Origin of the sequence: Mycobacterium marseillense (genome assembly GCF_010731675.1) — a bacterium.
Classification (GTDB): Bacteria; Actinomycetota; Actinomycetes; order Mycobacteriales; family Mycobacteriaceae; genus Mycobacterium; species Mycobacterium marseillense.
This window is the reverse complement of sequence record NZ_AP022584.1, coordinates 535123-557895: the sequence shown is the minus strand read 5'-3', so window position 1 is coordinate 557895 and position 22773 is coordinate 535123. Positions and strand designations below refer to the sequence as shown.

General features: G+C 68.9%; 23 protein-coding genes. 7 read left to right on the top strand and 16 right to left on the bottom strand.

What is annotated here, in order from left to right; all coding sequences use genetic code 11:
* Positions 1–65: 65 nt before the first annotated feature.
* Positions 66–671 (bottom strand): TetR/AcrR family transcriptional regulator, encoded by a 606-nt coding sequence (locus G6N26_RS02525; RefSeq protein WP_197746762.1) that lies wholly within the window; start codon positions 669–671, stop codon positions 66–68.
* A gap of 73 nt (positions 672–744) precedes the next feature.
* Here G6N26_RS02525 and G6N26_RS02520 point away from each other — a divergent pair, with 73 nt between their 5' ends.
* Positions 745–1866, top strand: a complete 1122-nt coding sequence (locus G6N26_RS02520) for an FAD-dependent monooxygenase (RefSeq protein WP_067166186.1) — start codon at positions 745–747, stop codon at positions 1864–1866.
* Between the two features lie 72 nt (positions 1867–1938).
* Here the strand turns inward: G6N26_RS02520 and G6N26_RS02515 are convergent, their stop codons facing one another.
* The 5 genes from G6N26_RS02515 to G6N26_RS02495 all read right to left on the bottom strand — a co-directional run bounded on the left by G6N26_RS02515 (position 1939) and on the right by G6N26_RS02495 (position 7708).
* Positions 1939–3942, bottom strand: coding sequence for a peptidoglycan D,D-transpeptidase FtsI family protein (locus G6N26_RS02515; RefSeq protein ID WP_083018488.1), 2004 nt, complete (start codon positions 3940–3942; stop codon positions 1939–1941).
* 68 nt (positions 3943–4010) lie between these two features.
* Complete coding sequence (ftsL, locus tag G6N26_RS02510) at positions 4011–5261, bottom strand: cell division protein FtsL (RefSeq protein ID WP_083018450.1); 1251 nt, start codon at positions 5259–5261, stop codon at positions 4011–4013.
* A complete protein-coding gene (rsmH, locus tag G6N26_RS02505) occupies positions 5261–6469 on the bottom strand; it encodes a 16S rRNA (cytosine(1402)-N(4))-methyltransferase RsmH (protein ID WP_139799152.1) in 1209 nt (402 codons plus the stop codon). Before rsmH ends, ftsL begins: the two co-directional genes overlap by 1 nt.
* Positions 6444–6875, bottom strand: coding sequence for a division/cell wall cluster transcriptional repressor MraZ (mraZ, locus tag G6N26_RS02500; protein ID WP_067173668.1), 432 nt, complete (start codon positions 6873–6875; stop codon positions 6444–6446). Before mraZ ends, rsmH begins: the two co-directional genes overlap by 26 nt.
* A 428-nt stretch (positions 6876–7303) precedes the next feature.
* Entirely contained in the window at positions 7304–7708 is a 405-nt protein-coding gene (locus G6N26_RS02495; RefSeq protein ID WP_008256119.1) for a DUF3040 domain-containing protein, read from the bottom strand.
* Positions 7709–8047: 339 nt separating this feature from the next.
* Here G6N26_RS02495 and G6N26_RS02490 point away from each other — a divergent pair, with 339 nt between their 5' ends.
* Together G6N26_RS02490 and lppM are read left to right on the top strand one after the other, a co-directional pair.
* Positions 8048–8656 carry a GNAT family N-acetyltransferase gene (locus G6N26_RS02490; protein WP_067173671.1) on the top strand — a complete coding sequence of 203 codons (609 nt, stop codon included), beginning with the start codon at positions 8048–8050 and terminating at the stop codon, positions 8654–8656.
* A gap of 128 nt (positions 8657–8784) precedes the next feature.
* The gene (lppM, locus tag G6N26_RS02485; protein ID WP_139799153.1) at positions 8785–9447 is read left to right on the top strand and encodes a lipoprotein LppM; all 663 of its coding nucleotides are present in this window, start codon (positions 8785–8787) and stop codon (positions 9445–9447) included.
* Here lppM and G6N26_RS02480 read toward each other — a convergent pair.
* Positions 9444–10340: a mycobacterial-type methylenetetrahydrofolate reductase gene (locus tag G6N26_RS02480; protein WP_067173672.1), complete on the bottom strand. Its 897-nt coding sequence runs from the start codon at positions 10338–10340 to the stop codon at positions 9444–9446. The genes lppM and G6N26_RS02480 overlap by 4 nt on opposite strands.
* Before the next feature lie 262 nt (positions 10341–10602).
* Here G6N26_RS02480 and idsA2 point away from each other — a divergent pair, with 262 nt between their 5' ends.
* Positions 10603–11652 (top strand): bifunctional (2E,6E)-farnesyl/geranyl diphosphate synthase, encoded by a 1050-nt coding sequence (gene idsA2 / locus G6N26_RS02475; protein WP_067173675.1) that lies wholly within the window; start codon positions 10603–10605, stop codon positions 11650–11652.
* Positions 11653–11656: 4 nt separating this feature from the next.
* Entirely contained in the window at positions 11657–13198 is a 1542-nt protein-coding gene (locus tag G6N26_RS02470) for an alpha-(1->6)-mannopyranosyltransferase A (protein ID WP_083018452.1), read from the top strand.
* 5 nt (positions 13199–13203) lie between these two features.
* On the opposite strand, the gene G6N26_RS02465 is transcribed toward G6N26_RS02470, so the two are convergent.
* The gene (locus G6N26_RS02465; protein WP_067173679.1) at positions 13204–13608 is read right to left on the bottom strand and encodes an Rv2175c family DNA-binding protein; all 405 of its coding nucleotides are present in this window, start codon (positions 13606–13608) and stop codon (positions 13204–13206) included.
* An 80-nt stretch (positions 13609–13688) separates the two neighbouring features.
* On the opposite strand from G6N26_RS02465, the gene G6N26_RS02460 reads away from it, so the two are divergent.
* On the top strand, positions 13689–14972 hold the full coding sequence (locus tag G6N26_RS02460; RefSeq protein WP_179960277.1) for a protein kinase domain-containing protein: 1284 nt from the start codon (positions 13689–13691) through the stop codon (positions 14970–14972).
* 24 nt (positions 14973–14996) lie between these two features.
* Here the strand turns inward: G6N26_RS02460 and G6N26_RS02455 are convergent, their stop codons facing one another.
* The 3 genes from G6N26_RS02455 to G6N26_RS02445 form a co-directional block, all read right to left on the bottom strand.
* Entirely contained in the window at positions 14997–16385 is a 1389-nt protein-coding gene (locus G6N26_RS02455) for a class II 3-deoxy-7-phosphoheptulonate synthase (RefSeq protein ID WP_067173684.1), read from the bottom strand.
* Between the two features lie 74 nt (positions 16386–16459).
* Positions 16460–16954 carry a polyadenylate-specific 3'-exoribonuclease AS gene (locus tag G6N26_RS02450; protein WP_067173686.1) on the bottom strand — a complete coding sequence of 165 codons (495 nt, stop codon included), beginning with the start codon at positions 16952–16954 and terminating at the stop codon, positions 16460–16462.
* Positions 16955–16964: 10 nt separating this feature from the next.
* Entirely contained in the window at positions 16965–17825 is an 861-nt protein-coding gene (locus G6N26_RS02445) for a hypothetical protein (protein WP_179960335.1), read from the bottom strand.
* A gap of 117 nt (positions 17826–17942) precedes the next feature.
* Between G6N26_RS02445 and G6N26_RS02440 the strand changes: the two genes are divergently transcribed.
* A complete protein-coding gene (locus tag G6N26_RS02440; protein ID WP_179960276.1) occupies positions 17943–19235 on the top strand; it encodes a glycosyltransferase 87 family protein in 1293 nt (430 codons plus the stop codon).
* Here the strand turns inward: G6N26_RS02440 and G6N26_RS02435 are convergent.
* From G6N26_RS02435 to G6N26_RS02415, 5 genes are all read right to left on the bottom strand, one after another.
* The gene (locus G6N26_RS02435) at positions 19232–19960 is read right to left on the bottom strand and encodes a lysophospholipid acyltransferase family protein (protein WP_083018456.1); all 729 of its coding nucleotides are present in this window, start codon (positions 19958–19960) and stop codon (positions 19232–19234) included. The two genes, G6N26_RS02440 and G6N26_RS02435, sit on opposite strands and share 4 nt — an antisense overlap.
* 87 nt (positions 19961–20047) lie before the next feature.
* Positions 20048–20419, bottom strand: coding sequence for a hypothetical protein (locus G6N26_RS02430; RefSeq protein WP_083018458.1), 372 nt, complete (start codon positions 20417–20419; stop codon positions 20048–20050).
* Complete coding sequence (locus G6N26_RS02425; RefSeq protein ID WP_197746766.1) at positions 20416–21687, bottom strand: ArsA family ATPase; 1272 nt, start codon at positions 21685–21687, stop codon at positions 20416–20418. Before G6N26_RS02425 ends, G6N26_RS02430 begins: the two co-directional genes overlap by 4 nt.
* Positions 21680–22117, bottom strand: coding sequence for an SRPBCC family protein (locus G6N26_RS02420; RefSeq protein ID WP_083018461.1), 438 nt, complete (start codon positions 22115–22117; stop codon positions 21680–21682). The genes G6N26_RS02425 and G6N26_RS02420 overlap by 8 nt, the downstream gene beginning before the upstream one ends.
* Positions 22118–22233: 116 nt before the next feature.
* Positions 22234–22623, bottom strand: coding sequence for a polyketide cyclase / dehydrase and lipid transport (locus G6N26_RS02415; protein ID WP_083018463.1), 390 nt, complete (start codon positions 22621–22623; stop codon positions 22234–22236).
* Between the last annotated feature and the right edge of the window lie 150 nt (positions 22624–22773).

Sequence of the window (22773 nt, the reverse complement as noted above, 5' to 3'; positions counted from 1 at the left end):
GATCGGCCATGACACCCTACCTAGGAGCACCGGCCGACGAACGTTCCCGCGCCCGGGCAGCGGCGTTACCGCGCTTTGCGCCGTTCGAGGAGGGGAAGCCAGACGGTATCGACGATCTCCTCGATGGCTTCGTCGGGCAGGGGCCGCAGGGTCATGAGGACCTCGTAGCGAAACAGATCCACGGGCAGGCGCGCGATGCGCTCGGTCAATTGGTCGCGCTCGATTTCACCGCGATCGACGGCGCGCTGGATCGCCTGCTCCAACGCGTCGTCGCGGCGTCCGCGCACCCGCGTTTCGAGGTCGGCCAGGCTGCTGCCGGTCTGCTGGTAGAAGCCGCCGAGCCGGGTCAGCAACGGGACCACCACCCCCACCCTGACTTTGTTCGCTTGCCGCAGCAGTGCGATCACGTCACCGCGCAGGCTGCCGGTGTCGGGCGCGACCACGACATCTTTGGCCACCTCATGTGCCACCGCGGCGAGCGCGAGTTCCTGCTTGTTCGGCCAGCGCCGGTAGAGCACCGCGCGACTGGTACCCGCCCGCACGGCGACGGCGTCGATCGTGAGCTCGTCGTACCCGCGTTCGGTCAGCTCTGTCCACGCCGCATCCAGCAAGGCCTCCTCCAATGCGGGGCCCCGGCGCCGCCGGCTCACACCGGCCGAGTTAAGAGACATTGCGTTTCCTATTGTTCGGGTTTATGTTCTTTGGATACAGACCGTATCTTATGACGAACAGGGGTGGACTCGAATGCGCATTCTCGTCTCCGGTGCCGGGATCGCCGGCCTGAGCGCGGCGATAAATCTGGGCGCCGACGGGCACGACGTCACCGTGGTCGAACGCGCCAACCACTTGCGGGTGAACGGCTCCCCGATCGACGTTCGGGGGGACTCCATCGGTGTCGCCGACAAGATGGGCGTGCTTGCGCAGATCCGCGCTCGCCGGGTCGACATGACCGAACGCGTGCAGTTCGTCGATGCAAACGGCACCGTGGTGGCCGAACCGCCACTCGACGAGTTCAACGACTCCGCCGACGACATCGAAATCCCGCGCGAAGACCTCACCACCATCCTGCGCAACCATCTGGGGTCGTCGGTAGAGCTGCGGTTCAACGAATCCATCAGTGAACTCGATGACGATGATCGTCGGGTCGAGGTGCGTTTCAATTCGGGCGATCGCGGGCGCTATGACCTGGTTGTCGGTGCCGACGGGATGCACTCGGCCGTGCGTCGGCTGACATTCGGTCCCGAGCAACAGTTTCTGCGCCATCTCGGCTTCTATGTCGCACTGGCCGAATTGCCCGGCTACACGCCGTCCGGGCGCGACAACCCGATGTACAACTTCCCCGGGCACCTGGCCGGCATCGCGGCCTATAACGACAAAGCCTTGGCGGTCTTCATGTTTCGATCGCCCTGGATCGACTACGACTACCACGACCTCGCTGCCCAGAAGCGGATACTCGTCGACGCATTCGCCGGCCACAGCGAGTGGCGGGTACCCGAACTGGTCGACGCCGCGGTCGCCGACCCGGAACTGTACTTCGATTCCGTCAGCCAGATTCACATGCCCAGGTGGCACCGTGGCCGCGTCGCCCTCGTCGGGGACGCGGCGCACTGCGCCTCGAGTCTGTCGGGCCGTGGCACCGCCCTGGCCCTGACCGGCGCGTGGTTTCTCGCTCGAGCGCTGCGCGATCATCCCGGCGACCTCGGCCACGCGTGGGAACAATACGAACGCGACCAGCGACCGCACGCCATTCGCTGCCAGGCCACGGCGGCGCCCGGGGGCGATTACCTGATTCCGGCCACCCAAGGTCAAATCGACGCGCGCAACCGCGATTTCACCGTCGCATCCGGCAGGGGCCGGGAGGCCTAGCCTGGCGGCGACGACCCGCTGCGCCCGGCTACGCCGCGCTGGCGATCGCCGCGGCCGCGCTGGCGATCGTCGCTAGGTGGCCTGCAGGGTCAGCGGCGGGCCCGGGTCCGGCGACAGCGGCACGTTCTCCCGCTGCATGAGCCAGCCGGCGATGTTGTGGAACAGCGGGGCCGCCGAGTGGCCCGGCGTGCCGTCGGCATTGCGCTCCGGGTTGTCCATCATGATGCCGATGACGTAGCGGGGGTTGTCGACGGTGGCCATGCCGGCGAACGTGATCCAGTAGACGTTGTCGAAGTAGCAGCCGCAGGCCGGGTTGATCTGCTGGGCGGTACCGGTCTTGCCGGCCATCTGGTAGCCCGTCACCGCGGCGGCGGGACCGGTGCCCTGCTGATAGCCCATCGGGTCGTGCTGCACGACGGCGCGCAGCATGTTGCGCACGGTCTGGGCCGTCTGCGCCGACACCACCCGCACGCCGTCCGGACGGGGTTCTTCGGTGCGGGTGCCGTCGGGCGCGATCGTGGCCTTGATGATTCGCGGCGGCATCCGTACCCCGTCGTTGGCGATCGTCTGGTACATGCCGGTCATCTGCAGCAGCGTCATCGAAAGACCTTGCCCGATCGGCAGGTTGGAGAAGGTGCTGCCCGACCATTGGTCGATCGGCGGCACCAGCCCGGCGCTCTCACCGGGCAGGCCCACGTTGGTGCGCTGCCCGAGCCCGAACTTGCGCACCATGTCATAGAAGCGCTCCGGTCCCACCCGCTGCGCGAGCATCAACGTGCCGACGTTCGAGGACTTTCCGAACACGCCGGTGGTCGTGTAGGGCATCACGCCGTGGTCCCACGCGTCGTGGATCGAGACCCCGCCCATCTGGATCGTGCCGGGAACCTGCAGCACCTCATCGGGATTGGACAGGCCGTACTCGATAACCGACGACGCGGTGATCACTTTGTTCACCGAGCCGGGCTCGAACGGCGAGGACACCGCCAGGTTGCCCAGCTGTTTGTCGCCCTGACGCCCGATGTCCTGGGAGGGGTCGAACGTGTTGTCGTTGGCCATCGCCAGCACTTCGCCGGACTTCGCGTCGAGCACCACGGCCGAAACATTGTGCGCGCCAGACACGTTCTTGGCCTGCTGAACCTGCTGCTGCACGTAGAACTGGATGTCATCGTCGAGGGTCAGCTGCACCATCGAGCCGTTCACCGCCCGATGCCGGTTGCGATAACTGCCCGGAATGACCACGCCGTCGGATCCGCGGTCATAGGTGACCGAGCCGTCCGTTCCGGACAGCACGGAATCCATGGCCTCTTCCAGCCCCAGCAGCCCGTGACCGTCCCAGTCGATGCCGCCCACGATGTTGGCCGCCAGCGATCCGCCCGGGTACTGGCGCAAATCCTGGCGTTCGGAACCGACCTCGGGGAACTTGTCCGAGATCGCGCTGGCGACAGCGGGATCGACGGCGCGCGCGAGATAGACGAAATTCTCGTCGCTTTGCAGCTTCTTCAGCAGGGCCGCCGAGTCGGGCTTGTTGCCCAGGCGACTCGAGACGTCCTTGGCGATATCGCGCAACCGCTGCTGCGGGTCGGGGGCGGCCGAATTCTTGGCCTTGGCCTCCTCCAACTGCTTGTGGATGCGTTTCGGCTGAAACGTCAGCGCACGCGATTCGATGGTGAAGGCCAGCTGGTCCTTGTGGCGGTCGATGATGCTGCCTCGCACCGCCTTTTGCACGTCGGTGACCTTGAGCTGTCCGGCGGCCTGGGCGCGCAGCGTCGGGGCCTTGGTCACCTGCAGGACGAACAGCTGCGCGGCGGCCACCAGCATCAGCACCAGGATGACCACGTTGCCGGCGCGATGCCGGAAAACGAACGATCCACCGCGGCCGGCCATTTGGGCGATCTGACGGGTGCGCCGTTCCCGCGCCGAATGCCCGGCCCCCACCGGCTCGGGGCGCTGTGCGGTGCGGCCCTCCTTGGGCTGCTTGGCTTTTCGGAGTCGCTTCGGTTCCCGAACGTCGCGGCCCAGGTCGGCCTGCTGGGCTTTCGCGCGGCGCTTGGGTTGGCGGCCGCCATTGTCCGCGATGTCCTTACGGGGACCGCGCGTCGGGCGTGCGGCCTGCGACCGGCGTGCCCGGGGGGTTTCGCCGCGGCTCACCTGGGAGCACCTGGCACCGCGCCGGGGGGCCCGGGCAGGGCGCCGGTACCCGGTTGCGGCATCGGGGCGGGCGCCGGAGCGGCGGGAGCGGTCGGCTGGGGGCCGCCCGGCCGGCCCAGCTGCACCGGGACGGGAACCTCCGGCGACAGGGGTGCGGGCAGCTGGCCGGGAGCCGGAATGGGCAGCCCGCCCAACGGAATCGGGACCTCGGCGGGCACCGGAGGAGTCGCGGGCCTGGCCGGCATCGGCAGGCCCGGCGTCGGCAGCGCACCGGTGACCGGCCCACCGGGCATGCCGGGCAGCGCACCGGTCACGGGCCCGCCTGGCATGCCGGGCAGCGTACCGGCCGCGGGGACCCCGGGCGCGCCAGGCGCGCCGGGCACCGGCGGAACTGCCGGCGGGAAGTGCTGACCGCCCACCGTCGAGGCGCCATCGGGTGCGCGCAGCAGCGCTTCGGGTCCCGACCGGGCCGGGGCGGGACCACCGGGGACCGGCTCGAGCCGCATCGGGACCTCCGCGGCCGGCGCCGCCGGCTTCGGGGGCTGCGGCGCTTCGTCGGGCAGCTTGGTGTTCAGCGGCGGCGGCGGAACGCCGTCGGCCGGCTTGGGGTCGCCCACCACCACCCAGTTCCCGGACGGATCCTGGACCAGGTGCGCGGTGTCGCGGCTGGGGATCATGCCCTGCTTGCGGGCGGCCTCGGCGAGCGCGGGCGCGGCTTCGGCCTCACGCACGTCGCGCTCCAGCGCTTCCTTCTGCTGCTGCAGCAGCCGGGTCCGCTCGCGGGCGTGGCTCAACTTGTAGGAGCGTTCGGCGGAGTCGGTGGACAACCACAGCGTGAGCCCTAGCCCGACGCCGAGCGCACCGATGACCAACACGACGAAGGGAACCTTGCTCGCAAGGGTCCGCGGGCGCAGGTCGATCGACGCCAGCCGGGTGGCCAGACGCTCGGTGAGCTTGGGACGGACGACCTTGGGCGCCTTGGCTTTCCGGGCCTTGGCACGTGCCTTGGCCTGGCTGGCGTTCTTGGGACGGGCCGATCGCTCGACCGGACGGGCGACAGGGCTGCTCTGCGGACCGGCCTTGGGTGCGCGGGATTCGCGGGCGGGCGCCGTGGTCCGGGCACCGCGCGTGCGCCGCGCGGCGCCGGGTTCGGGCGCCGCACGCCTGCCCCGCCGGGCAGAACCGTCGCGGGCGCCCCGGCGGTCGCTGCCACCGCGTCGTTTCGACGTCTCGCGGTCCGCTTTCATCAATCGCCTTTCCCGGTTGCCTGCTGTGATTCCATGCGCTGCAGAGCCCGTAGCCGCACCGCGGCGCTGCGCGGATTGCGTTCGATCTCAGTGGCGTCGGCGCGTCCGGCGCCCTGTGTCAGGGCGCGGAATCGCGGCTGGTGACCGGGAAGCTCGACCGGCAGGTCCACCGGGGTGCGGGACGCGACCGCCTGGGCGAACAACCGCTTGACGATCCGGTCCTCGAGCGATTGGTACGCCATCACCACGATGCGCCCGCCGACGGCGAGCGCGTCCAAGGCAGCCGGGAGCGCGGCCCGCAGCGACTCCAACTCGTCGTTGACCGCGACCCGCAGCGCCTGGAAGGTGCGCTTGGCCGGATGCCCACCGGTGCGCCGGGCCGCGGCCGGAATCGCGTCGTAGAGCAGGGCCACCAGGTCCGCGGTCGACGTGAACGGCTGGCGGGCCCGCCGGCGCACGACGTGCGCGGCGATGCGCCGCGCGAACCGCTCCTCGCCGTAGCGGTGCAAGATGTGCGCCAGGTCGGCCTCGTCGTAGGTGTTGAGGATGTCCGCCGCGGTCAGCGGCGCGTCGGGGTCCATCCGCATGTCCAGCGGCGCGTCCTGGGCGTAGGCAAAGCCCCGGTCGGCGCGGTCGAGCTGCATCGACGACACACCGAGGTCGAACAGCATTCCGTCGACCGATTCTGTTGCGGCATAGCCGGATTCGGCCAGGGCCGCGGCGACGCCGTCGTAGCGGGTGCGCACCAGCGTGACCCGGTCGGAGAATCGCGCCAACCGTGATCGGGTGATGTCCAGGGCGCTGGGGTCGCGGTCGAGCCCGATCAGGCGCAGGCCTGGCAGTTCGGTCAAGAAGCGCTCCGCGTGCCCGCCCGCGCCGACGGTGGCATCGACCAGTGTCGCCCCCGTCCCGTCCGGGTGGTGGCGGGTCAATGCGGGCGTGAGCAGCGCGACGCAACGCTCCAGCAGGACGGGCACGTGCCCGAAATCTGAAATGTCAGCCACCGCAACGCCTCCCCGGATCTGCCGCCACCCGTCGGCCGCGCGGGTCTGTACCGCACGGGCGTGCCGGAAAAGGTGTGGCGCCCCTGCATCGAGGTCCCTGTCCGAAGGCGCGAACCTGGCGTTGGGGAAGTACGCCAGGGTCGGTTCGGGCAGAGGCCACGTTGCACGGGCATGCGCCTCAGATGATGTCGCCGAGTGCTTCATCGCTGGCCGCGGAGAAGTTCTCTTCGTGGGTTTGCTGGTAGTCCTGCCAGGCCTGCGCATCCCAGATTTCCAGGTAATCGACCGCGCCGATCACCACGCAGTCCTTGGACAGGGTCGCGTAACGACGGTGGTCGGCCGACAGCGTGATGCGGCCCTGGGCGTCGGGGTGCTGCTCGTCGGTGCCGGCGGCGAGGTTACGCAGGAAGGCCCTGGCGTCCGGGTTGCTCCGCGAGGCCTTGCTGGCCCGGCGGGCCAGCTGCTCGAATTCCGCCCGCGGGTAGACGGCGAGGCTGTGGTCCTGGCTCTTGGTGACCATCAACCCCCCTGCCAGCGCGTCACGAAACTTGGCGGGCAACGTCAGCCGCCCCTTGTCGTCGAGTTTGGGCGTGTAGGTGCCAAGAAACACCAGCTCACCTCCCGTTCGAGGTCACCCAAACACTGCAGCCACCATACCCCACAATCCCCCACTTCGCCCCATTCATGAAGTGTCGCCGTGGCGTTTTCCGGGTTATCCGTCGTCACGGGCTCGTCAACGCCACATCGGGGGCGTGTCGGGCACGTCTCAGACCACGATCGCGACCCTCCGAACCGGCGCAGCTACCAGCCGAAATGCCGCGCGTGGGGCGTAGTGGGGAACTTTAGTGGGGCCCGGTGGGGCTTACTCGCCGCGCCGCGCCGCGGTCAGGGCTCGATTAAGTCGCAAAACGGCATCGACGGTTGCGGACGTCAGTCGGGGCCGCCCGAACTGTGATGCTGGCAGCCGCGCGCGCTGCGGGCCTGAAAGAAATGCAAAACGGGGCAGCCGGTGGCTACCCCGCGCGTGGTGAGTCGGCGCTAGTCGTCGAAGCGGCGGCGGAACCGATCCTCCATGCGGCTGGTGAAGGACCCGCCACCTTTGTTGCGGCGCTGGCGCAGCGAGGTAGGCGCCGAGCCGGAATGGTCTGGCCTGCCTGACAACCGGGGACCGGTGATGCCGAACACCACTCCGCCGAACATGACGATGAATCCGAAAATGCTGAGAATGGGGACGCTGCCGCCGATCCACGTGGCCTTGAACGCCACCCCGGAAACCAGCATCGCCAGGCCGACGACGAACAGTGCCACACCCTGCAGCCGCCGGCGGGCCGTGGGCGCGCGGAAACCTCCGCCCCGGACGCTTGACGCGAACTTGGGATCTTCGGCGTAGAGAGCGCTCTCGATCTGATCGAGCATTCGCTGCTCATGATCGGAGAGTGGCATTCGTCCCTCCTTGCCGACAGTGTGGCACGTGACTATCGATAGCACGCGGATGCCCGTTGCGCGGGCAACTAATTGAATGATACGAGGTCAATCTGCCCCATACCACTGGTTCCGTGCCGATTCTATCCCGGCCGGATCGCGCCATCCCGCCAGACCGGAACCCCCGTGCGCTACAACCGGCTTCCCCGACCGGGGCCGTCCGCCGGTTCGGTGCCACGACCGCTCGTCGCCCCGCCGCGTGGGGGTCCGATAATGATCGATAGCAGCCTGGTCCCCGGCGACCACAGCACGCCGAAGCATCGAATCCGTCTGATCACCCGATGAGGAGGGCACCGCGAGTTGGCGATATTCCTCATCGATCTGCTCCCCCACGATATGGAGCGTCGCCTCACCGACGCCCTGACCGTGTACGTCGATGCGATGCGCTACCCGCGCGGCACCGAGCAGCAGCGCGCCGCGATGTGGCTCGAGCACATCCGCCGCCAGGGCTGGCAAGGCGCCGGCGTCGTCGAAGTCGAGGCGGCCGACGACGAGAACGCGCCGACGCCCTCGGCGCAGGATCTGGCCAGCGCCCCCCTGCTGGGCGTGGCCTATGGCTATCCGGGGGCGCCGGGCCAATGGTGGCAACAGCAAGTCGTGCTGGGCATGCAGCGCGGCGGCTCGCCGCCCCAGGAGATTGCCCGGCTGATGAACAGCTATTTCGAGTTGACCGAGCTGCACATTCATCCCCGAGCCCAGGGCCGCGGCCTCGGCGAGGCGTTGGCTCGGCGACTGCTGGCCGGGCGCGCCGAAAAGAACGTGCTGCTCTCGACGCCGGAAACCAACGGCGAGCCCAACCGCGCCTGGCGGTTGTACCGGCGGCTGGGCTTCACCGACGTCATCCGCCGCTACCACTTCGCCGGCGACCCGCGGGCGTTCGCGATCCTGGGCCGCGAACTCCCGCTGTGACACCGCGCGACCGGGCGCCCGCACTCGGTGTGGCACTTCTTCAAGTGGCACATCGGATCTGGCACGATGACCTGGTGCGCGCCAGCTCTCCTCGCTTGAAAGCCCTCCGGCTTCGACGGCGCCGTGTGATGGTCATCGCGATGTTGCTGCTGCTGGTGCCCCTGGCCAGCGGATGCCTGCGGGTCCGGGCCTCGCTCACCGTGTCTCCCGACGACCTGGTCTCCGGGGAGATCGTCGCCGCCGCGAAACCCAAGACCCCCAAGGACACCGGCCCGCAGCTGGACAGCAACAACCTGCCGTTCAGCCAGAAGGTGGCGGTGTCGAACTACGACAGCGACGGCTACGTCGGCTCCCAGGCGGTGTTCTCCGATCTGACGTTCGCCGAGCTACCGCAGCTGGCCAACATGAACCCCGACGCCTCCGGCGTCAACCTGTCGCTGCGCCGCAACGGCAACCTGGTGCTGCTCGAGGGCCGGGCGGATCTGACGTCGCTGACCGATTCGGAGGCCGACGTCGAGCTGACGGTCGCCTTCCCCGGCGTGGTGACCTCCACCAACGGCGACCGGGTCGAGCCCGACGTGGTGTCCTGGAAGCTCAAGCCGGGTGTCGTGAGCACCATGACCGCCCAGGCCCGCTACACCGACCCCAACACCCGGTCCTTCACCGGCGCCGTCGTGTGGCTGGGCATCGCCTCCTTCGCGGCGGCCGGCGTGGTGGGGCTGCTGGCGTGGGTCGGCCGGGATCGGTCACCGCGGCTCACCGCGCCGCGCGACCAGCCGCCACCCACTTAGCCCTGCGGGGTGGGTGACCAGTACGCGAGCATCTCCGCGAAGGTCTGGAACGCCGGACCGGAAATCCCGTAGGTCGCCTCCAGATGGATGCTCAGCGGGAAGCCGAGGTCGGCCACCCCGTCGATGACGCGCTTGTAGAGGTCGACCATCAGCTGGCGCTTCTGCGGCGGCTCGCAGGCGGCGAGGTTGCGGACGAACTCCTGCTCAGCGGCCACCGCGGCGTTGCCCGGGTCCTGGATGAGCCAGTTGATCAGTCCGACGCGGCTTTCCATCTTCGGCACGAAGCCGAAGGACAGCAGGATCTCGGGCCGGTGATCGGTTTCCTTGGCGAACTCGGTCAGAAAGCCCACGATCGCGTCGGAGTACAGCAGCTGGGTCATGCCGTAGGTGGCGCCCTGGTCGCACTTGAAGTTGAACCGACCCTGTTCGCCGTCGCGAGTGGGGATCAGGATCACGCCCCGGTTGGTCACCAGCTCGCGATAGATCGACAGGGCGTCGGTCGGGGCGACGCCGGATCCCTCGCCGTCGTTCATGGTGCGCGGTACGCCGACGAACACCACGCCTTCCATTCCGGCGGAGGACAATTCGGTGAGCCGGCCCCGCAGCGACGGCTCGTCCATGAAGGCGGTGACCTGCGTGCACAAGCCCTTCATGCCGGTCAGTTCCGGTTTGACGACCGACCAGAAGTCGAGCACGTCCAGCTTGGGCTTCATCGGAACGGGACGGTCGTCGTCCTCGGCGATGATCCCGGGGATCATCACGTGCCGGATCCGGCCGTCCAGACCCGAGTCGGCCGAATGCCGCACCACTTTCTGCGCCTCTTCGAGTGCCCGCTCCCGACCTTCGTCGGCGTTCGGTGGCACCAGCTCGAGCGCAATGGTGTTGAGGGTCACGCGGCTTCTCTCCGTCCGACGAACTATGGGCCCGGGGCGTCTCTTGGCCGCGCAGCATCCGCGCGAGCCCCAGCGCACCCGCCAGCATAGGGGCGGGTTAGTGAGGCAGTCGAAGCAACTGGGTGCACGCGGCGACGTCACGCGGGACCCACCCCGACTCGCGCGACGAATACACTGGTCGGGCCTGGAATACCCAGCCAGCCGAGCAGAAAGGGGCGCCGCGCTGAGCGTCAAAGCCACAGCAGCGGCGGCAACCGTCGAGTTGACCGGCGCCATCACCGAACAATTGCGGCGGTATTTGGACGAGCGGCGCGCCGAGACCGCCTACATCGGCGACGACTACAACGGCCTGATCGCCGCGCTGGAAGATTTCGTGCTGGGTGGCGGTAAGCGGCTGCGTCCTGCCTTCGCCTACTGGGGCTGGCGCGCGGTGGCCACCGACGAGCCCGATGAGCAAGTGCTGCTGCTGTTTTCCGCGCTCGAGCTGCTGCACGCCTGCGCGCTGGTGCACGACGACGTGATCGACGACTCCTCCACCCGGCGCGGACGGCCGACCACCCACGTCCAGTTCGCGACGCTGCATCGCGAGCGGCGCTGGCAGGGCTCGCCGGAGCGGTTCGGCATGTCGGCTGCTATCTTGCTCGGCGACCTCGCCCTGGCCTGGGCCGACGACATCGTCTTCGGTGTCGACCTGACGCCGCAGGCCCATCGGCGCGTCCGCCGCGTGTGGGCCAACATCCGCACCGAGGTGCTCGGCGGTCAGTACCTCGACATCGTCGCCGAGGCCAGCGCGGCCGCCTCGATCGCGTCGGCGATGAACGTCGACACCTTCAAAACCGCCTGCTACACCGTGTCGCGACCGCTGCAGCTCGGCGTGGCCGCCGCCGCCGACAGGCCCGACGTCCACGACATCTTCAGCCAGTTCGGGACCGATCTCGGGGTCGCGTTTCAACTGCGCGACGACGTCCTGGGCGTCTTCGGTGACCCCGCGGTGACCGGCAAGCCGTCCGGGGACGACCTGCGATCGGGCAAGCGCACCGTGTTGCTTGCCGAGGCGGTGGAGTTGGCGGAGAAGTCGGACCCGGTGGCGGCCAACCTGTTACGCAGCTCGATCGGTGCCCAGCTGACCGACGCGCAAGTGGACCAGCTGCGCGACGTCATCGAGTCGGTGGGCGCCCTGGCCGCGGCCGAACAGCGGATCGCCACGCTGACCCAGCGGGCGCTGGCGACGCTGGCCGCCGCCCCCATCAACACCGCCGCCAAAGCGGGGCTGTCCGAATTGGCCAAGATCGCCACGAACCGGTCCGCCTGAACCGATGACGACACCGACCGACACCCCGGCCGACGACTCACCGGCAGCGAAACCCGCTCGCGGCGAACGGTTTTCGCAACTGAAGGCATTCGTCGCTTCCGACGACTCCCGGCCCGCGAAACTCGGCCTGCTGGGATCGGTGCTGATCACCATGGGCGGGTTGGGTGCGGGCAGCACCCGCCAGCACGACCCGCTGCTGGAGTCGATTCACATGTCCTGGCTGCGTTTTGGTCACGGCCTGGTGCTGTCGTCGATCGTGTTGTGGACGGGCGTGGGCCTCATGCTGATCGCGTGGCTGGGCCTGGGCCGCCGGGTGCTGGCCGGCGAAGCGACCGAGTTCGTCATGAAGGCCACCACCGGCTTCTGGCTGGCGCCGCTGCTGGTGTCGGTGCCCGTCTTCAGCCGGGACACCTATTCGTATCTGGCGCAGGGCGCGCTGCTGCGCGACGGCCTGGATCCCTACGCCGTCGGCCCGGTCGCCAATCCAAACACCTTGTTGGACAACGTCAGTCCCATCTGGTCGATCACGACCGCCCCCTACGGTCCGGCGTTCATTCTGGTGGCGAAGCTCATCACCGTCCTCGTCGGCAACAACGTGGTGGCGGGCACGATGTTGCTGCGGCTGTGCATGCTGCCCGGTTTGGCGCTGCTGATCTGGGCGACGCCCCGGGTGGCGCGTCACCTGGGCGGCGATCCCCCGACCGCGCTGTGGATCTGCGTCCTCAACCCGTTGGTGCTCATCCATCTGATGGGCGGGGTGCACAACGAGATGCTGATGGTCGGCCTGATGGCCGCCGGCGTCGCGCTGACGTTCGGCGGCCGTCACGTCGCGGGCACCGCGCTGATCACGGTCGCGATCGCGGTCAAGGCCACCGCCGGCATCGCGCTGCCCTTCCTGGTGTGGGTGTGGGCGCGGGATCTGCGCAACCGGCGGGGATATGGGTCCGCGCGAGCGCTTCTCGCGGCCACGGCGGCGTCGCTGCTGGTTTTCGCGGTGGTGTTCGCGGTCCTGTCCGCGGTGGCCGGCGTGGGGCTGGGATGGCTGACCGCGCTGGCCGGTTCGGTGAAGATCATCAACTGGCTGACCGTGCCGACCGCGGCGGCCAACCTGATCCATGCGATCGGCAGCGGGTTGTTTCCGGTGAGCTTCTATCCGCTCCTTCGGGTCACCCGGCTGGTCGGCATCGCGATCATTGCGGTGTCGCTGCCGCTGTTGTGGTGGCGGTTCCGCCGCGACGACCGGGCCGCGCTGACCGGCATCGCGTACTCGATGCTGATTGTGGTGCTGTTCGTCCCGGCCGCGTTGCCGTGGTACTACTCGTGGCCGTTGGCGATCGTGGCTCCCCTGGCCCAGTCACGACGGGCGGTGGCGGTGATCGGCGGCGTGTCGACCTGGGTGATGGTGATCTTCAAACCCGATGGCTCGCATGGCATGTACTCGTGGCTGCACTTCTCGTTGGCCACCGCCGTCGCTCTGATCGCCTGGTACAGCGTGTACCGCACGCCCCGGCCCTCTGTCGAGCAGGCCGAAGCCACCGCCGGGTAATCGGCTCAGTAGGCCATCGCCTGCGCCCGGCGCACGACTTCCCGGGCTTGGTGGGCGTGCAGCGCATCGACGGGGCGGGCATTGCTGAGGGCGTCGCGGCTGCCGTCGCGGGTCACCGTCAGCGACGGGTCCCGGGTGAACAACCAGCGCACGATCTCGGTGTCGTGGTAGCCGCCGTCGTGCAGGATCGTCAACAATCCCGGCAGGCTCTTGACCACCTCACCGGACTGGGTGAAGAACACCTGCGGCACCACCACGCCCTCGCCGCGCCGGACCGCGACCAGATGGCCCTCCCGGAGTTGTTGGTGCACCTTGGTAACCGGGACTCCGAGCAATTCGGCGACCCGCGGCAGGTCGTAGATCGGCTCGTCGGGATCGAGCACATCGTCGCCGGCAGGAATACTGCTCATCCGCGCAAGTGTAAGCCTTGATACGCGCCTTGAGCCCGTGTTCTACCGCCCAATCATGGCGCCGCACCTACGATGGCCCCGTGGCCCAAGCTCATCCGCCCGGCCGGGCCGGTCCGCGTCGTCCGCGGGCCGAGGCGGGGACGGCGGACCCGTTGGACAACGCGTTGCTGGACGGCCGCTATCTGATCCAGGCGAAGATCGCCAGCGGCGGCACCTCGACCGTGTACCGCGGTCTCGACACCCGGCTCGACCGTCCGGTCGCCGTGAAGGTGATGGACTCTCGCTACGCCGGCGACGAACAGTTCCTCACCCGCTTCCAGCGCGAGGCCCGCACCGTCGCGCGGCTGAAGGATCCGGGTCTGGTCGCGGTCTACGACCAGGGCGCCGACGCGCGGCACCCGTTTTTGGTGATGGAGCTGATCGAGGGCGGCACCCTGCGCGAGCTGCTGGGCGAGCGCGGCCCCATGCCCCCCTACGCCGTGGCGGCGGTGCTGCGTCCGGTGCTCGGCGGGTTGGCCGCGGCGCACCGGGCCGGACTGGTGCACCGCGACGTCAAACCGGAGAACGTGTTGATCTCCGACGACGGCGAGGTGAAGATCGCCGACTTCGGGTTGGTCCGCGCCGTCGCGGCAGCCGGAATCACTTCTACCAGTGTGATTTTGGGCACCGCGGCGTATCTGTCGCCCGAGCAGGTGCGCGACGGCGACGCCAGCCCGCGCAGCGACGTCTACTCCGCGGGCATCCTCGCCTATGAGCTGTTGACCGGGCACACCCCTTTCACCGGCGACTCGGCGTTGTCGATCGCCTACCAGCGGCTGGACACCGACGTGCCGCCGCCGAGCGCGTCCATCGACGGCGTGCCCGTGCAGTTCGACCAGTTCGTGGAGCGGGCGACCGCCCGCGACCCGGCCGAGCGGTACGCCGACGCGTCCGAGATGGGCGCCGATCTCGACGCGATCGCGGACGAGCTTGCGCTGCCGGACTTTCGGGTGCCGGCGCCGCGCAACTCCGCGCAGCACCGCTCGGCCGCGCTGCACCACAGCCGGACCGACGCGCACCCGGGCGCCCCGCAGCAGCCCGCCCCGGTGCGCCGGCCCACGCGCCAACTCACCCGGGGTCCCGAGGATTGGCCGGAGCCGCCTCCGGCGCAAACCGACGCCGAGGTCGACGAGGTCGACGACGAGGACTACGAATACGAGCCCGTCACAGGCGAATTCGCGGGCATCCCGATCAGCGAATTCGTGTGGACGCGCCAGCACAACCGGCGCATGGTGCTGGTGTGGGTGGCGCTGGTGCTGGCGTTCACCGGGCTGGTCGCGACCGCGGCCTGGACCATCGGCAGCAACCTCGACGGGCTGTTGTAGCCGCCCACTGGCGGCGAGCAGAACTCAGTCGCGCAGCATCTCGGCGACCAGGAAGGCCAGCTCCAGCGACTGCTGGGTGTTCAGCCGCGGGTCGCACGCGGTCTCGTAGCGGCCGACCAGGTCGGTGTCCGAAATGTCTTGCGCCCCACCAAGACACTCGGTGACGTTCTCGCCGGTGATCTCGACGTGGATGCCGCCGGGATGGGTGCCCAGCGCGCGGTGGACCTCGAAGAAGCCCTGCACCTCGTCGACGATGCGGTCGAAGTGGCGGGTCTTGTAGCCGTTGGACGATTCGTGGGTGTTGCCGTGCATGGGGTCGCACTGCCAGATCACCTGGTGACCGGTGGCCTGGACCTTCTCCACGATCGGTGGCAGCAGATCGCGCACCTTGTTGTTGCCCATCCTGCTCACCAGCGTCAGCCGGCCGGGTTTGTTGTGCGGGTCGAGCCGCTCGACGTATTCGACGGCCAGCTCGGGGGTGATGGTCGGGCCGATCTTGACGCCGATCGGGTTGGCGATCACCTCCGCGAAGGCGACGTGCGCCCCGTCGAGCTGGCGGGTCCGCTCGCCGATCCACACGGTGTGCGCCGACAGGTCATACAGCTGGGGCTCGCCGGTATCGCTTTCGGACAGGCGCAGCATCGACCGTTCGTAGTCGAGCACCAAAGCCTCGTGGCTGGCGTAGATTTCGGCGGTCTGCAGGTTCCGGTCGGCCACCCCGCAGGCGCTCATGAAGCGCAGGCCGCGATCGATCTCGGTGGCCAGGGCCGTGTAGCGGGCGCCGGCGGGTGAGGTCCGGACGAATTCCCGGTTCCAGTCGTGGACCAGATGCAGCGAGGCCAACCCCGACGACGTCAGCGCCCGCACCAGATTCATCGCCGCGCTGGCATTGGCGTAGGCGCGCACCAACCGCGACGGATCATGCTCGCGCACCGCGGCGTCCGGGGCGAAGCCGTTGACCATGTCGCCCCGGTAGGACTTCAACCCCAGCGCGTCGAGGTCCGCCGATCGCGGTTTGGCGTACTGCCCCGCGATGCGGGCCACCTTGACCACGGGCATGCTCGAGCCGTAGGTCAGCACCACGGCCATCTGCAGCAGGGTGCGCACGTTGCCGCGGATGTGGGGTTCGGTGTTCTCGGTGAACGTCTCCGCGCAGTCACCACCCTGCAGCAGGAACGCCTCACCCCTGGCCACCTGGGCGAGCTGCTCCTGCAACCGCACGATCTCCATCGGCACGGTGACCGGCGGCACGCTCTCGAGGACCGTGCGCATCGCCGATGCCTGATCGGCGGGCCAGCTGGGCTGCTGGGCGGCCGGCTTGGCCAGGGCGGCGTCCAGCCGCGCACGCAGATCGGTCGGCAGCGGCGGCAGCGGCGGCAGCTGGTCGATCGGTATGTCGACGGTCCAGTTCATCGGTCCATCGTAACCGGGTCGAGGACACCCCTGGTCAGGGTTGATCAGCGTGAACGCGGTCGATCCGCCCGGTCTCAGTCCGCCGCCGTGATCAACCGGAACCGGCGGAGCTGATCGCGGGCGTCGACCAACGCGTCGTGGGCATCCGGTGACCGCGGCGGCATCCGCGGGCTGCCCCGGTCCTCCCACAATTGCCGCAGCTCCCGGGTGAAACGCGGGATGGCCCGCGGCAGATCGGGCATTTGGCCCCACAACTGGCACAGGGCGACGTGGTCGTAGGCCGCCACCCACGCCCACAGCTCGATCGGCTCGGCGGCCGCCCGCCCGGAATTCAGGCCGAAGAACTCTTCCAGGTCCTCGCGGATGCGCCGGCGTGAGCGCCACAACTGCGACGCCGGGGGCGGCAGCTTGGGCAGCACGTTGGCGCGCACCCATGGCCCGGCGCGCTCGGGATCGAATTCGGTGGACACCGCGTAGTACTCGCGGCCGTCTTCGGCGGCCACCCCGATCGAGATGAGTTCGATGGTGCGGCCGTCCTCGATGAATTCGGTGTCGTAGAAGTACCGCACCAAACAGAGATTATCGGCCGATCAGGATGGGACCGGTGGGGGCCGGGGCGGGATGGATCTCGTCGTCGAGTTGGGCGTCCACCGCATGTTGGTCCGGGAACCGGGGCGTGCCGGCGATCGCGCACTGCAGATACAGCTTGGCCCGCACCACCGGGCGGCGCAGCCGCCTTTCGCGCTGCAGTGCGCGGCGCATCTTGTCCGGCTGCGTGGAGTACCGCCAGCGGGCCCAGGGCGCGTGCGGGCGCGACAGCCGGACCGCCCCGATCACCAGCAGGATGACCAGGAACATGCCCAGCAGGCCGGTCCAGACCTTGCCCTTGAGCACCACCACGACGGCCAACGGCAGCGTCAACGCCATGGCGCCGCCCACCACGGCGCGCAGCGCCACCGAATTGGCGTCGTGCCAGATCGGCAGGAAGAACATCAGTGGGTGCAGGCCCATGATCAACAGCCCGGCCACCGCGACGGCGGCGAACACCGCGTCGACCGACGTGCGGCCGTCCTCGGACCAGTAGACGTCGGACAGGTGCAGGATCAACGCGTACTCGTCGAGGACCAGGGCGGCCCCGATCCCGAAAAAGGTGGCGGCAACCATGAACTCGGGCTCGTGCCCGTCGATGGACAGCGTGACCAGCGTCAGCCCGGAGAGCAGCGTGAGGACCACCCCGAACGTCACGTGGTGGATGTGCACGCCCCCGACGTGGACGTTGCGCGGGTGCCACCACTTAGTGGGCCGGCCGTTGTCGACCCGGTGACGGATGAAGCGCACGAACGTCCGCGTGACGAAGAACGTCAGGATGAAGGCCACCAGGCAGCACAACAGTGGCAGGTGGCCCCGGGCGTGAATGTCATGTTCGAACCATCGGGACATCTCGTCCACGAACGAGTGGAGCACTCTTGAAACCTACGCCTTCGCGCGCCGGGGCCGTGGGAGCCGCGCTGCACCAGGGATGTCCGGGCGCGGGCACCCATTACGCTGTTGTGCGACATGAGTACACGGCAGGCGCCCGGGGCGGGCTTGGCAGGTAAGCGTGGCCCCGAGCGGGCGCTGGTGTGGGGACTGGCGTGGCTGGCGGCCGCCGCGGGGCTGGGTTACGCGGCCTGGCAGCTGTTCGGGCACATCCCGTACCGCATCGACATCGACGTCTATCAGATGGGCGCCCAGGCCTGGATGGACGGGCGCCCGCTGTACCGCGGTGACGTGTTGTTCCACACGCCGATCGTGGACCTGCCGTTCACCTATCCGCCGCTGGCCGCCATCGTGTTCTGCCCGTTCGCATGGATGCACATGCCGATAGCCAGCGTCGCGATCACCGCCCTGACGCTGGTGCTGCTGGTCGTGTCCACCGTGATCGTGCTGACCCGGCTCGACGTCTGGAGCGCGTCGGCCGTACTGCCCGGCCCTGCCTGGCTGCGCCGGTGGTGGCTGGCGATCGTCGCCGCCGCGGCCGCGACGATCTGGCTGGAACCGATCAGCTCGAACTTCGCCTTCGGTCAGATCAACGTGGTGCTGATGACGCTGGTGATCGCCGACTGCGTGCCGCGCCGCACGCCGTGGCCGCGCGGCCTGCTGCTGGGGCTGGGCATGGCGCTGAAGCTGACGCCGGCGGTGTTTCTGCTCTATTTCCTGCTGCGCCGCGATCACCGGGCGACGCTGACCGCGCTGGCGTCGTTCGTGGGGGCGACGCTGCTGGGTTTCGCCCTGGCCTGGAACGACTCGTGGGAGTACTGGACGCACACCGTGCACCACACCGACCGGATCGGTTCCGCGTCGTTGAACACCGACCAGAACATCGCCGGCGCGCTGGCCCGGCTGGGACTGGGACAACAGGAGCGCTTCCTGCTGTGGGTGGGCGCGTCCCTGCTGGTGTTGGCGCTGACGGTGTGGGCGATGCGGCGGGTGCTGCGCGCCGACGAACCCACGCTCGCGCTGGTCTGCGTCGCGCTGTTCGGGCTGGTGGTGTCGCCGGTGTCCTGGTCACACCACTGGGTGTGGGTGCTGCCCGCGGTGCTGGTGACGGCGGTCTTGGGCTGGCGGCGCCGCAACGCGCCGCTGATGGTGCTCAGCGCCGTCGGCGTCGCGCTGATGAGGTGGACGCCGATCGACTTGCTGCCCAAGCATCACGAGGCGAGCGCGGCCTGGTGGCGCCAGCTTGCCGGGATGTCCTACGTGTGGTGGGCGCTGGCGGTCATCCTCGCGGCCGGCTGCACCGTCGCCGCCCGCGCGGTGTCGCGGGAGATCGCACCGGAGCCGCTCGCGCCGGTTACCGCGGTCGGCTAACCGGCAGCGGTCTCGGGGATCCGCACGGCCTCGCCGTCGCCCTCGTCACCGCTGCCGCCCATTTTTAGGCTGGCCGCGTAGATGTCGACGTACTCCTGGCCGGAGAGCCCCATCAGCTCGTAGATCACTTCGTCGGTGACGGCCCGCTCGATGAAGCGGTTGCCCGCCAACCCGTCGAAGCGCGAGAAGTCCATCGGCTTGCCGAAGCGAACGGTGACCCGCCCGAACCGCAACATGTTGGTTCCGGGCGGGTTGACGACATTGGTGCCGATCATCGCGACCGGGATCACCGGGACCCCGGTCTCCAGGGCGAGCCGCGCCAGCCCCGTCTTGCCCTTGTAGAGCCGGCCGTCCGGGGATCGCGTGCCTTCGGGATACATGCCCAGCAGCTTGCCCTGGCTCAGCACCTGTTGGGCGGTGGTCAGCGCGGCCCGGGCGCTGTCGGCATCGGTCCGGTCGATGGGCACCTGCCCGACGGCGGTGAAGAACCACCGCTGGAACCACCCCTTCACACCGGTGCCGGTGAAATATTCCGACTTCGCCAGGAAGGTGATTCGGCGGCGCACCACCAACGGAAGATAGAAGCTGTCCATCACGGCCAGGTGGTTGCTTGCCAGTATCACCGGTCCGGAGCTCGGAACGTGTTCTAAGCCTTCAACTTTCGGCCGCCCCAGCAGAGACAGCAGCGGGCCGAGGAGTACGTACTTGAACAGCCAGTACCACATGGCCCTCCCTCTCGGCTACACCCCGCTGATGTTCTGCGCCAACTGTACCTATCCCCACGAGAAGGGACCACCTGCGACGCAGGCACCTCACTCGTCCAGCGTGACCGGGATGGGCTGATAACGGGTCCGCGGGGCACCGTCGCCGGGGTCGGGCGGACCGTCGGGCGGCGGTTCGGTCGGGGGCGTGGACGCGCGGTCGATGTCGTCGACGATGTCGCGGATCACCTGAAGCAGGGCGATGCTGTGGTCGGCGATCGCCGTGAGCAAGGGGTGTTGGTCGCCGGTCGCCAACGCCGCCAGCGCGCACACCGGGCACCACACCTGCTGGCACTTGCCGGTGCCGGGTCCCGCACCCGCCGTCAGCGCCGCCGCCGCGCGCACCGCGGGATCGATGCCGTCCAGAATCGACTGTGCGAGCCTGCGTAGCTCCGGACCGATTTCGGGATGAGCCCCACTCACTTAGGCCACACCTCCGGATCTGGTCGAAAACGCACCGTCAACTCACTACCCCGCAGGCGTGCGTCCAGCACCGTGCAGCGCCGAAGCACGGACGCCAACCTCACCCTGCGCCGCAGTCCGCCGGCGCTGATGATGAGGTCGTCATCGACCCGCCCCAAGGTCAGCGCCGACGGATCGAGTTGCGGCAACGCTAGCCGCATCCGGTAGACGGACCCAAGTCCCGTCCCGGATTCGAGGTCGACGGTGGGCCGCAAGGGGCCCGGCGGCGCGGTGCCTCCCCGGCGGCGGGCGGCATCGAGCAGCGCGCCCAGCGCCTTGGCGCCGATCGGCTCGCCGGACAGGTGTGGGGTCATCACGAGGGCGACCTCACCGATGGTGGCGTCGAGTTCGTCGAGCACGCCCTGCTGCTCGGCGATGCGTTCGGTGTACCAGTAGAAGGCCGGATGCTCGGGCAGATTGCGGTATTCGTACGAGTCATCTTGCAGCAGAACCTGGTTCACGATCAGCTCTTCGACGCGCACACCCATCAAGGCCAGCGACCCCAGCGTGCGGGCCGCCTCCGCGGCGACGACCCGCTCAGGGGTCAGCACCAGATGCGCACCGACCAGCTCGCCATCGGTGAGTAGCGCGCCGAGCGTCTCCACGCTGGCACTGATGCGCTCGAGCAACTCGACCACCGCCGCCGAGCGGGCGTCGTCGGCGGTGACGGACAGCCGGCGATGCCGCGGCCACGCCCGCTCGACGTACAGCCCGAAGGTGGCGGGCAACGTCAACATCCGCAGGGCGTCGGCGGTCGACGCGCAATCGACCACCACGCGGTCCCATCGCCCGGAGCCGGCCAGCTCGCCGACGGCATGCAGGCCGAGCACCTCCTGAACGCCGGGCAACGCCGAAAGCTCTTCGGGCGCAATGGTGCTCAATTCGGAGTTGGGGAACCGCCGGTCCAGGGTGGCGACGACGTCGCGCCACCGGACCTCGAGCAGGGCGAGGGTGTCCAGGGCCAGCGCATCGAGAAACCCGCCGCCGGCCTCCGCTCGCCCGGTTTCGAGATCGGCGGACACCCGCACCAGTTCGTCCTGGCTGGGCGGGACGGGTATGCCCAGCACGTCACCGAGCGAGTGCGCCTGGTCGGTGGACACCACCAGCACCCGCTGCCCCGCGCTGGCGGAACTGACCGCGGTGGCGCAAGCCAGGGTGGATTTCCCTACCCCGCCTTTGCCAACGAAGAGACTGATCCGGGCCGGGGCGGGCGCAGCCGTCTCACTCAGCCTCGACTCGTTTCTTCAGATCCTTCAACGCGGTGTCGGTCAACCGCCGCTCGGCCTTGCGCTTGAGCAGTCCGATCATCGGCATGGCCAGGTCAACGGAGAGTTCGTAGGTGACTTCGGTGCCAGATCCCTTGGGCGCCAACCGGTACGAGCCCTCGAGGGAGCGCAGCAGCGAGCTCGATACCAGCGTCCAGCTAACCGATTGGCGATCCTTGTGCCATTGGTAGGACATCACCATGGTGTCCTTGAGGACGGTGGCGTCCATGACGATCCGGGCCACCTTCGGGTAGCCGTCCGCGTCCTTCTCCTGGACCTCGGCTTCCTTGTACTCCGAGATCCACTGCGGGTAGGAATCGATATCGGCGATCACCTGCATCACGGTGCCCGGGTCGGCTTCGATGTAGATGGTTTGCGTCGTCTTCTCCGCCACCTGGTTGCTGCCCTCTCTCCCGCACGCGGATCGGCCCCGGCTGCTTCGAACCTGCCGTGCGGGGACCCCCGCGGGTCTCGGTCCGAAACGGTACTCTCTGCGCGGACCCGACCCGGCTAAACTACCGGAGAAACTCCGACCGGACGTGACCGTTCCAGTGTCGTCTTGACCTCGAAGGCCATTTTTTTGCCCGCCACCCGGCGGCGGTGTGTCATTTTCGCCAGGTTGAGCTTGGCCAGCTGCCAGGCCGCCACCCCGGTGGGCTCGGCGTGCAGGAAGTAGTGCAGCACGACCCCGTCCAGCGACGGTTCCAGCCAGACCTCCATGGTCCCGGTCAGCGCGCCGGTGACCGACCACCGGATGCCCTTGTCGGCGCGGTCCTCGACGACCTGCAGCCGCAGGTCGGGCCACCAGCGACGCCAACTCGCCCGATCCGCGACCGCGGCGCCCACCCGTGCGCCGTCGGCGGCGACAAACGTCTCATCCGCGATCTGGATGCTGCTCATGCCCACAGCTTCACACACCGGCCCGCGGCGTCCCGCCGAGGGCGGGCATCGCGGCGGGGCAATCGCGGCCCCCGCCGCAGCGACTATCGCCGTGCTGGTTCGATGCTCGGATTAGGCTGGTCGACAGCAACCCCGGCTGCCGGGAAACGT

Bases quoted from the DNA above. Each gene is read 5' to 3' on its own strand.
- G6N26_RS02445 (WP_179960335.1), bottom strand. From the start codon at position 17,825: ATGTCCCGATGGTTCGAACATGACATTCACGCCCGGGGCCACCTGCCA.
- G6N26_RS02465 (WP_067173679.1), bottom strand. From the start codon at position 13,608: ATGAGCAGTATTCCTGCCGGCGACGATGTGCTCGATCCCGACGAGCCG.
- ftsL (WP_083018450.1), bottom strand. From the start codon at position 5,261: ATGAAAGCGGACCGCGAGACGTCGAAACGACGCGGTGGCAGCGACCGC.
- G6N26_RS02495 (WP_008256119.1), bottom strand. From the start codon at position 7,708: ATGCCACTCTCCGATCATGAGCAGCGAATGCTCGATCAGATCGAGAGC.
- G6N26_RS02440 (WP_179960276.1), top strand. From the start codon at position 17,943: ATGAGTACACGGCAGGCGCCCGGGGCGGGCTTGGCAGGTAAGCGTGGC.
- G6N26_RS02435 (WP_083018456.1), bottom strand. From the start codon at position 19,960: ATGTGGTACTGGCTGTTCAAGTACGTACTCCTCGGCCCGCTGCTGTCT.
- lppM (WP_139799153.1), top strand. From the start codon at position 8,785: ATGGTCATCGCGATGTTGCTGCTGCTGGTGCCCCTGGCCAGCGGATGC.
- G6N26_RS02525 (WP_197746762.1), bottom strand. From the start codon at position 671: ATGTCTCTTAACTCGGCCGGTGTGAGCCGGCGGCGCCGGGGCCCCGCA.
- rsmH (WP_139799152.1), bottom strand. From the start codon at position 6,469: ATGAAGCACTCGGCGACATCATCTGAGGCGCATGCCCGTGCAACGTGG.
- G6N26_RS02470 (WP_083018452.1), top strand. From the start codon at position 11,657: ATGACGACACCGACCGACACCCCGGCCGACGACTCACCGGCAGCGAAA.
- G6N26_RS02415 (WP_083018463.1), bottom strand. From the start codon at position 22,623: ATGAGCAGCATCCAGATCGCGGATGAGACGTTTGTCGCCGCCGACGGC.
- G6N26_RS02455 (WP_067173684.1), bottom strand. From the start codon at position 16,385: ATGAACTGGACCGTCGACATACCGATCGACCAGCTGCCGCCGCTGCCG.
- G6N26_RS02520 (WP_067166186.1), top strand. From the start codon at position 745: ATGCGCATTCTCGTCTCCGGTGCCGGGATCGCCGGCCTGAGCGCGGCG.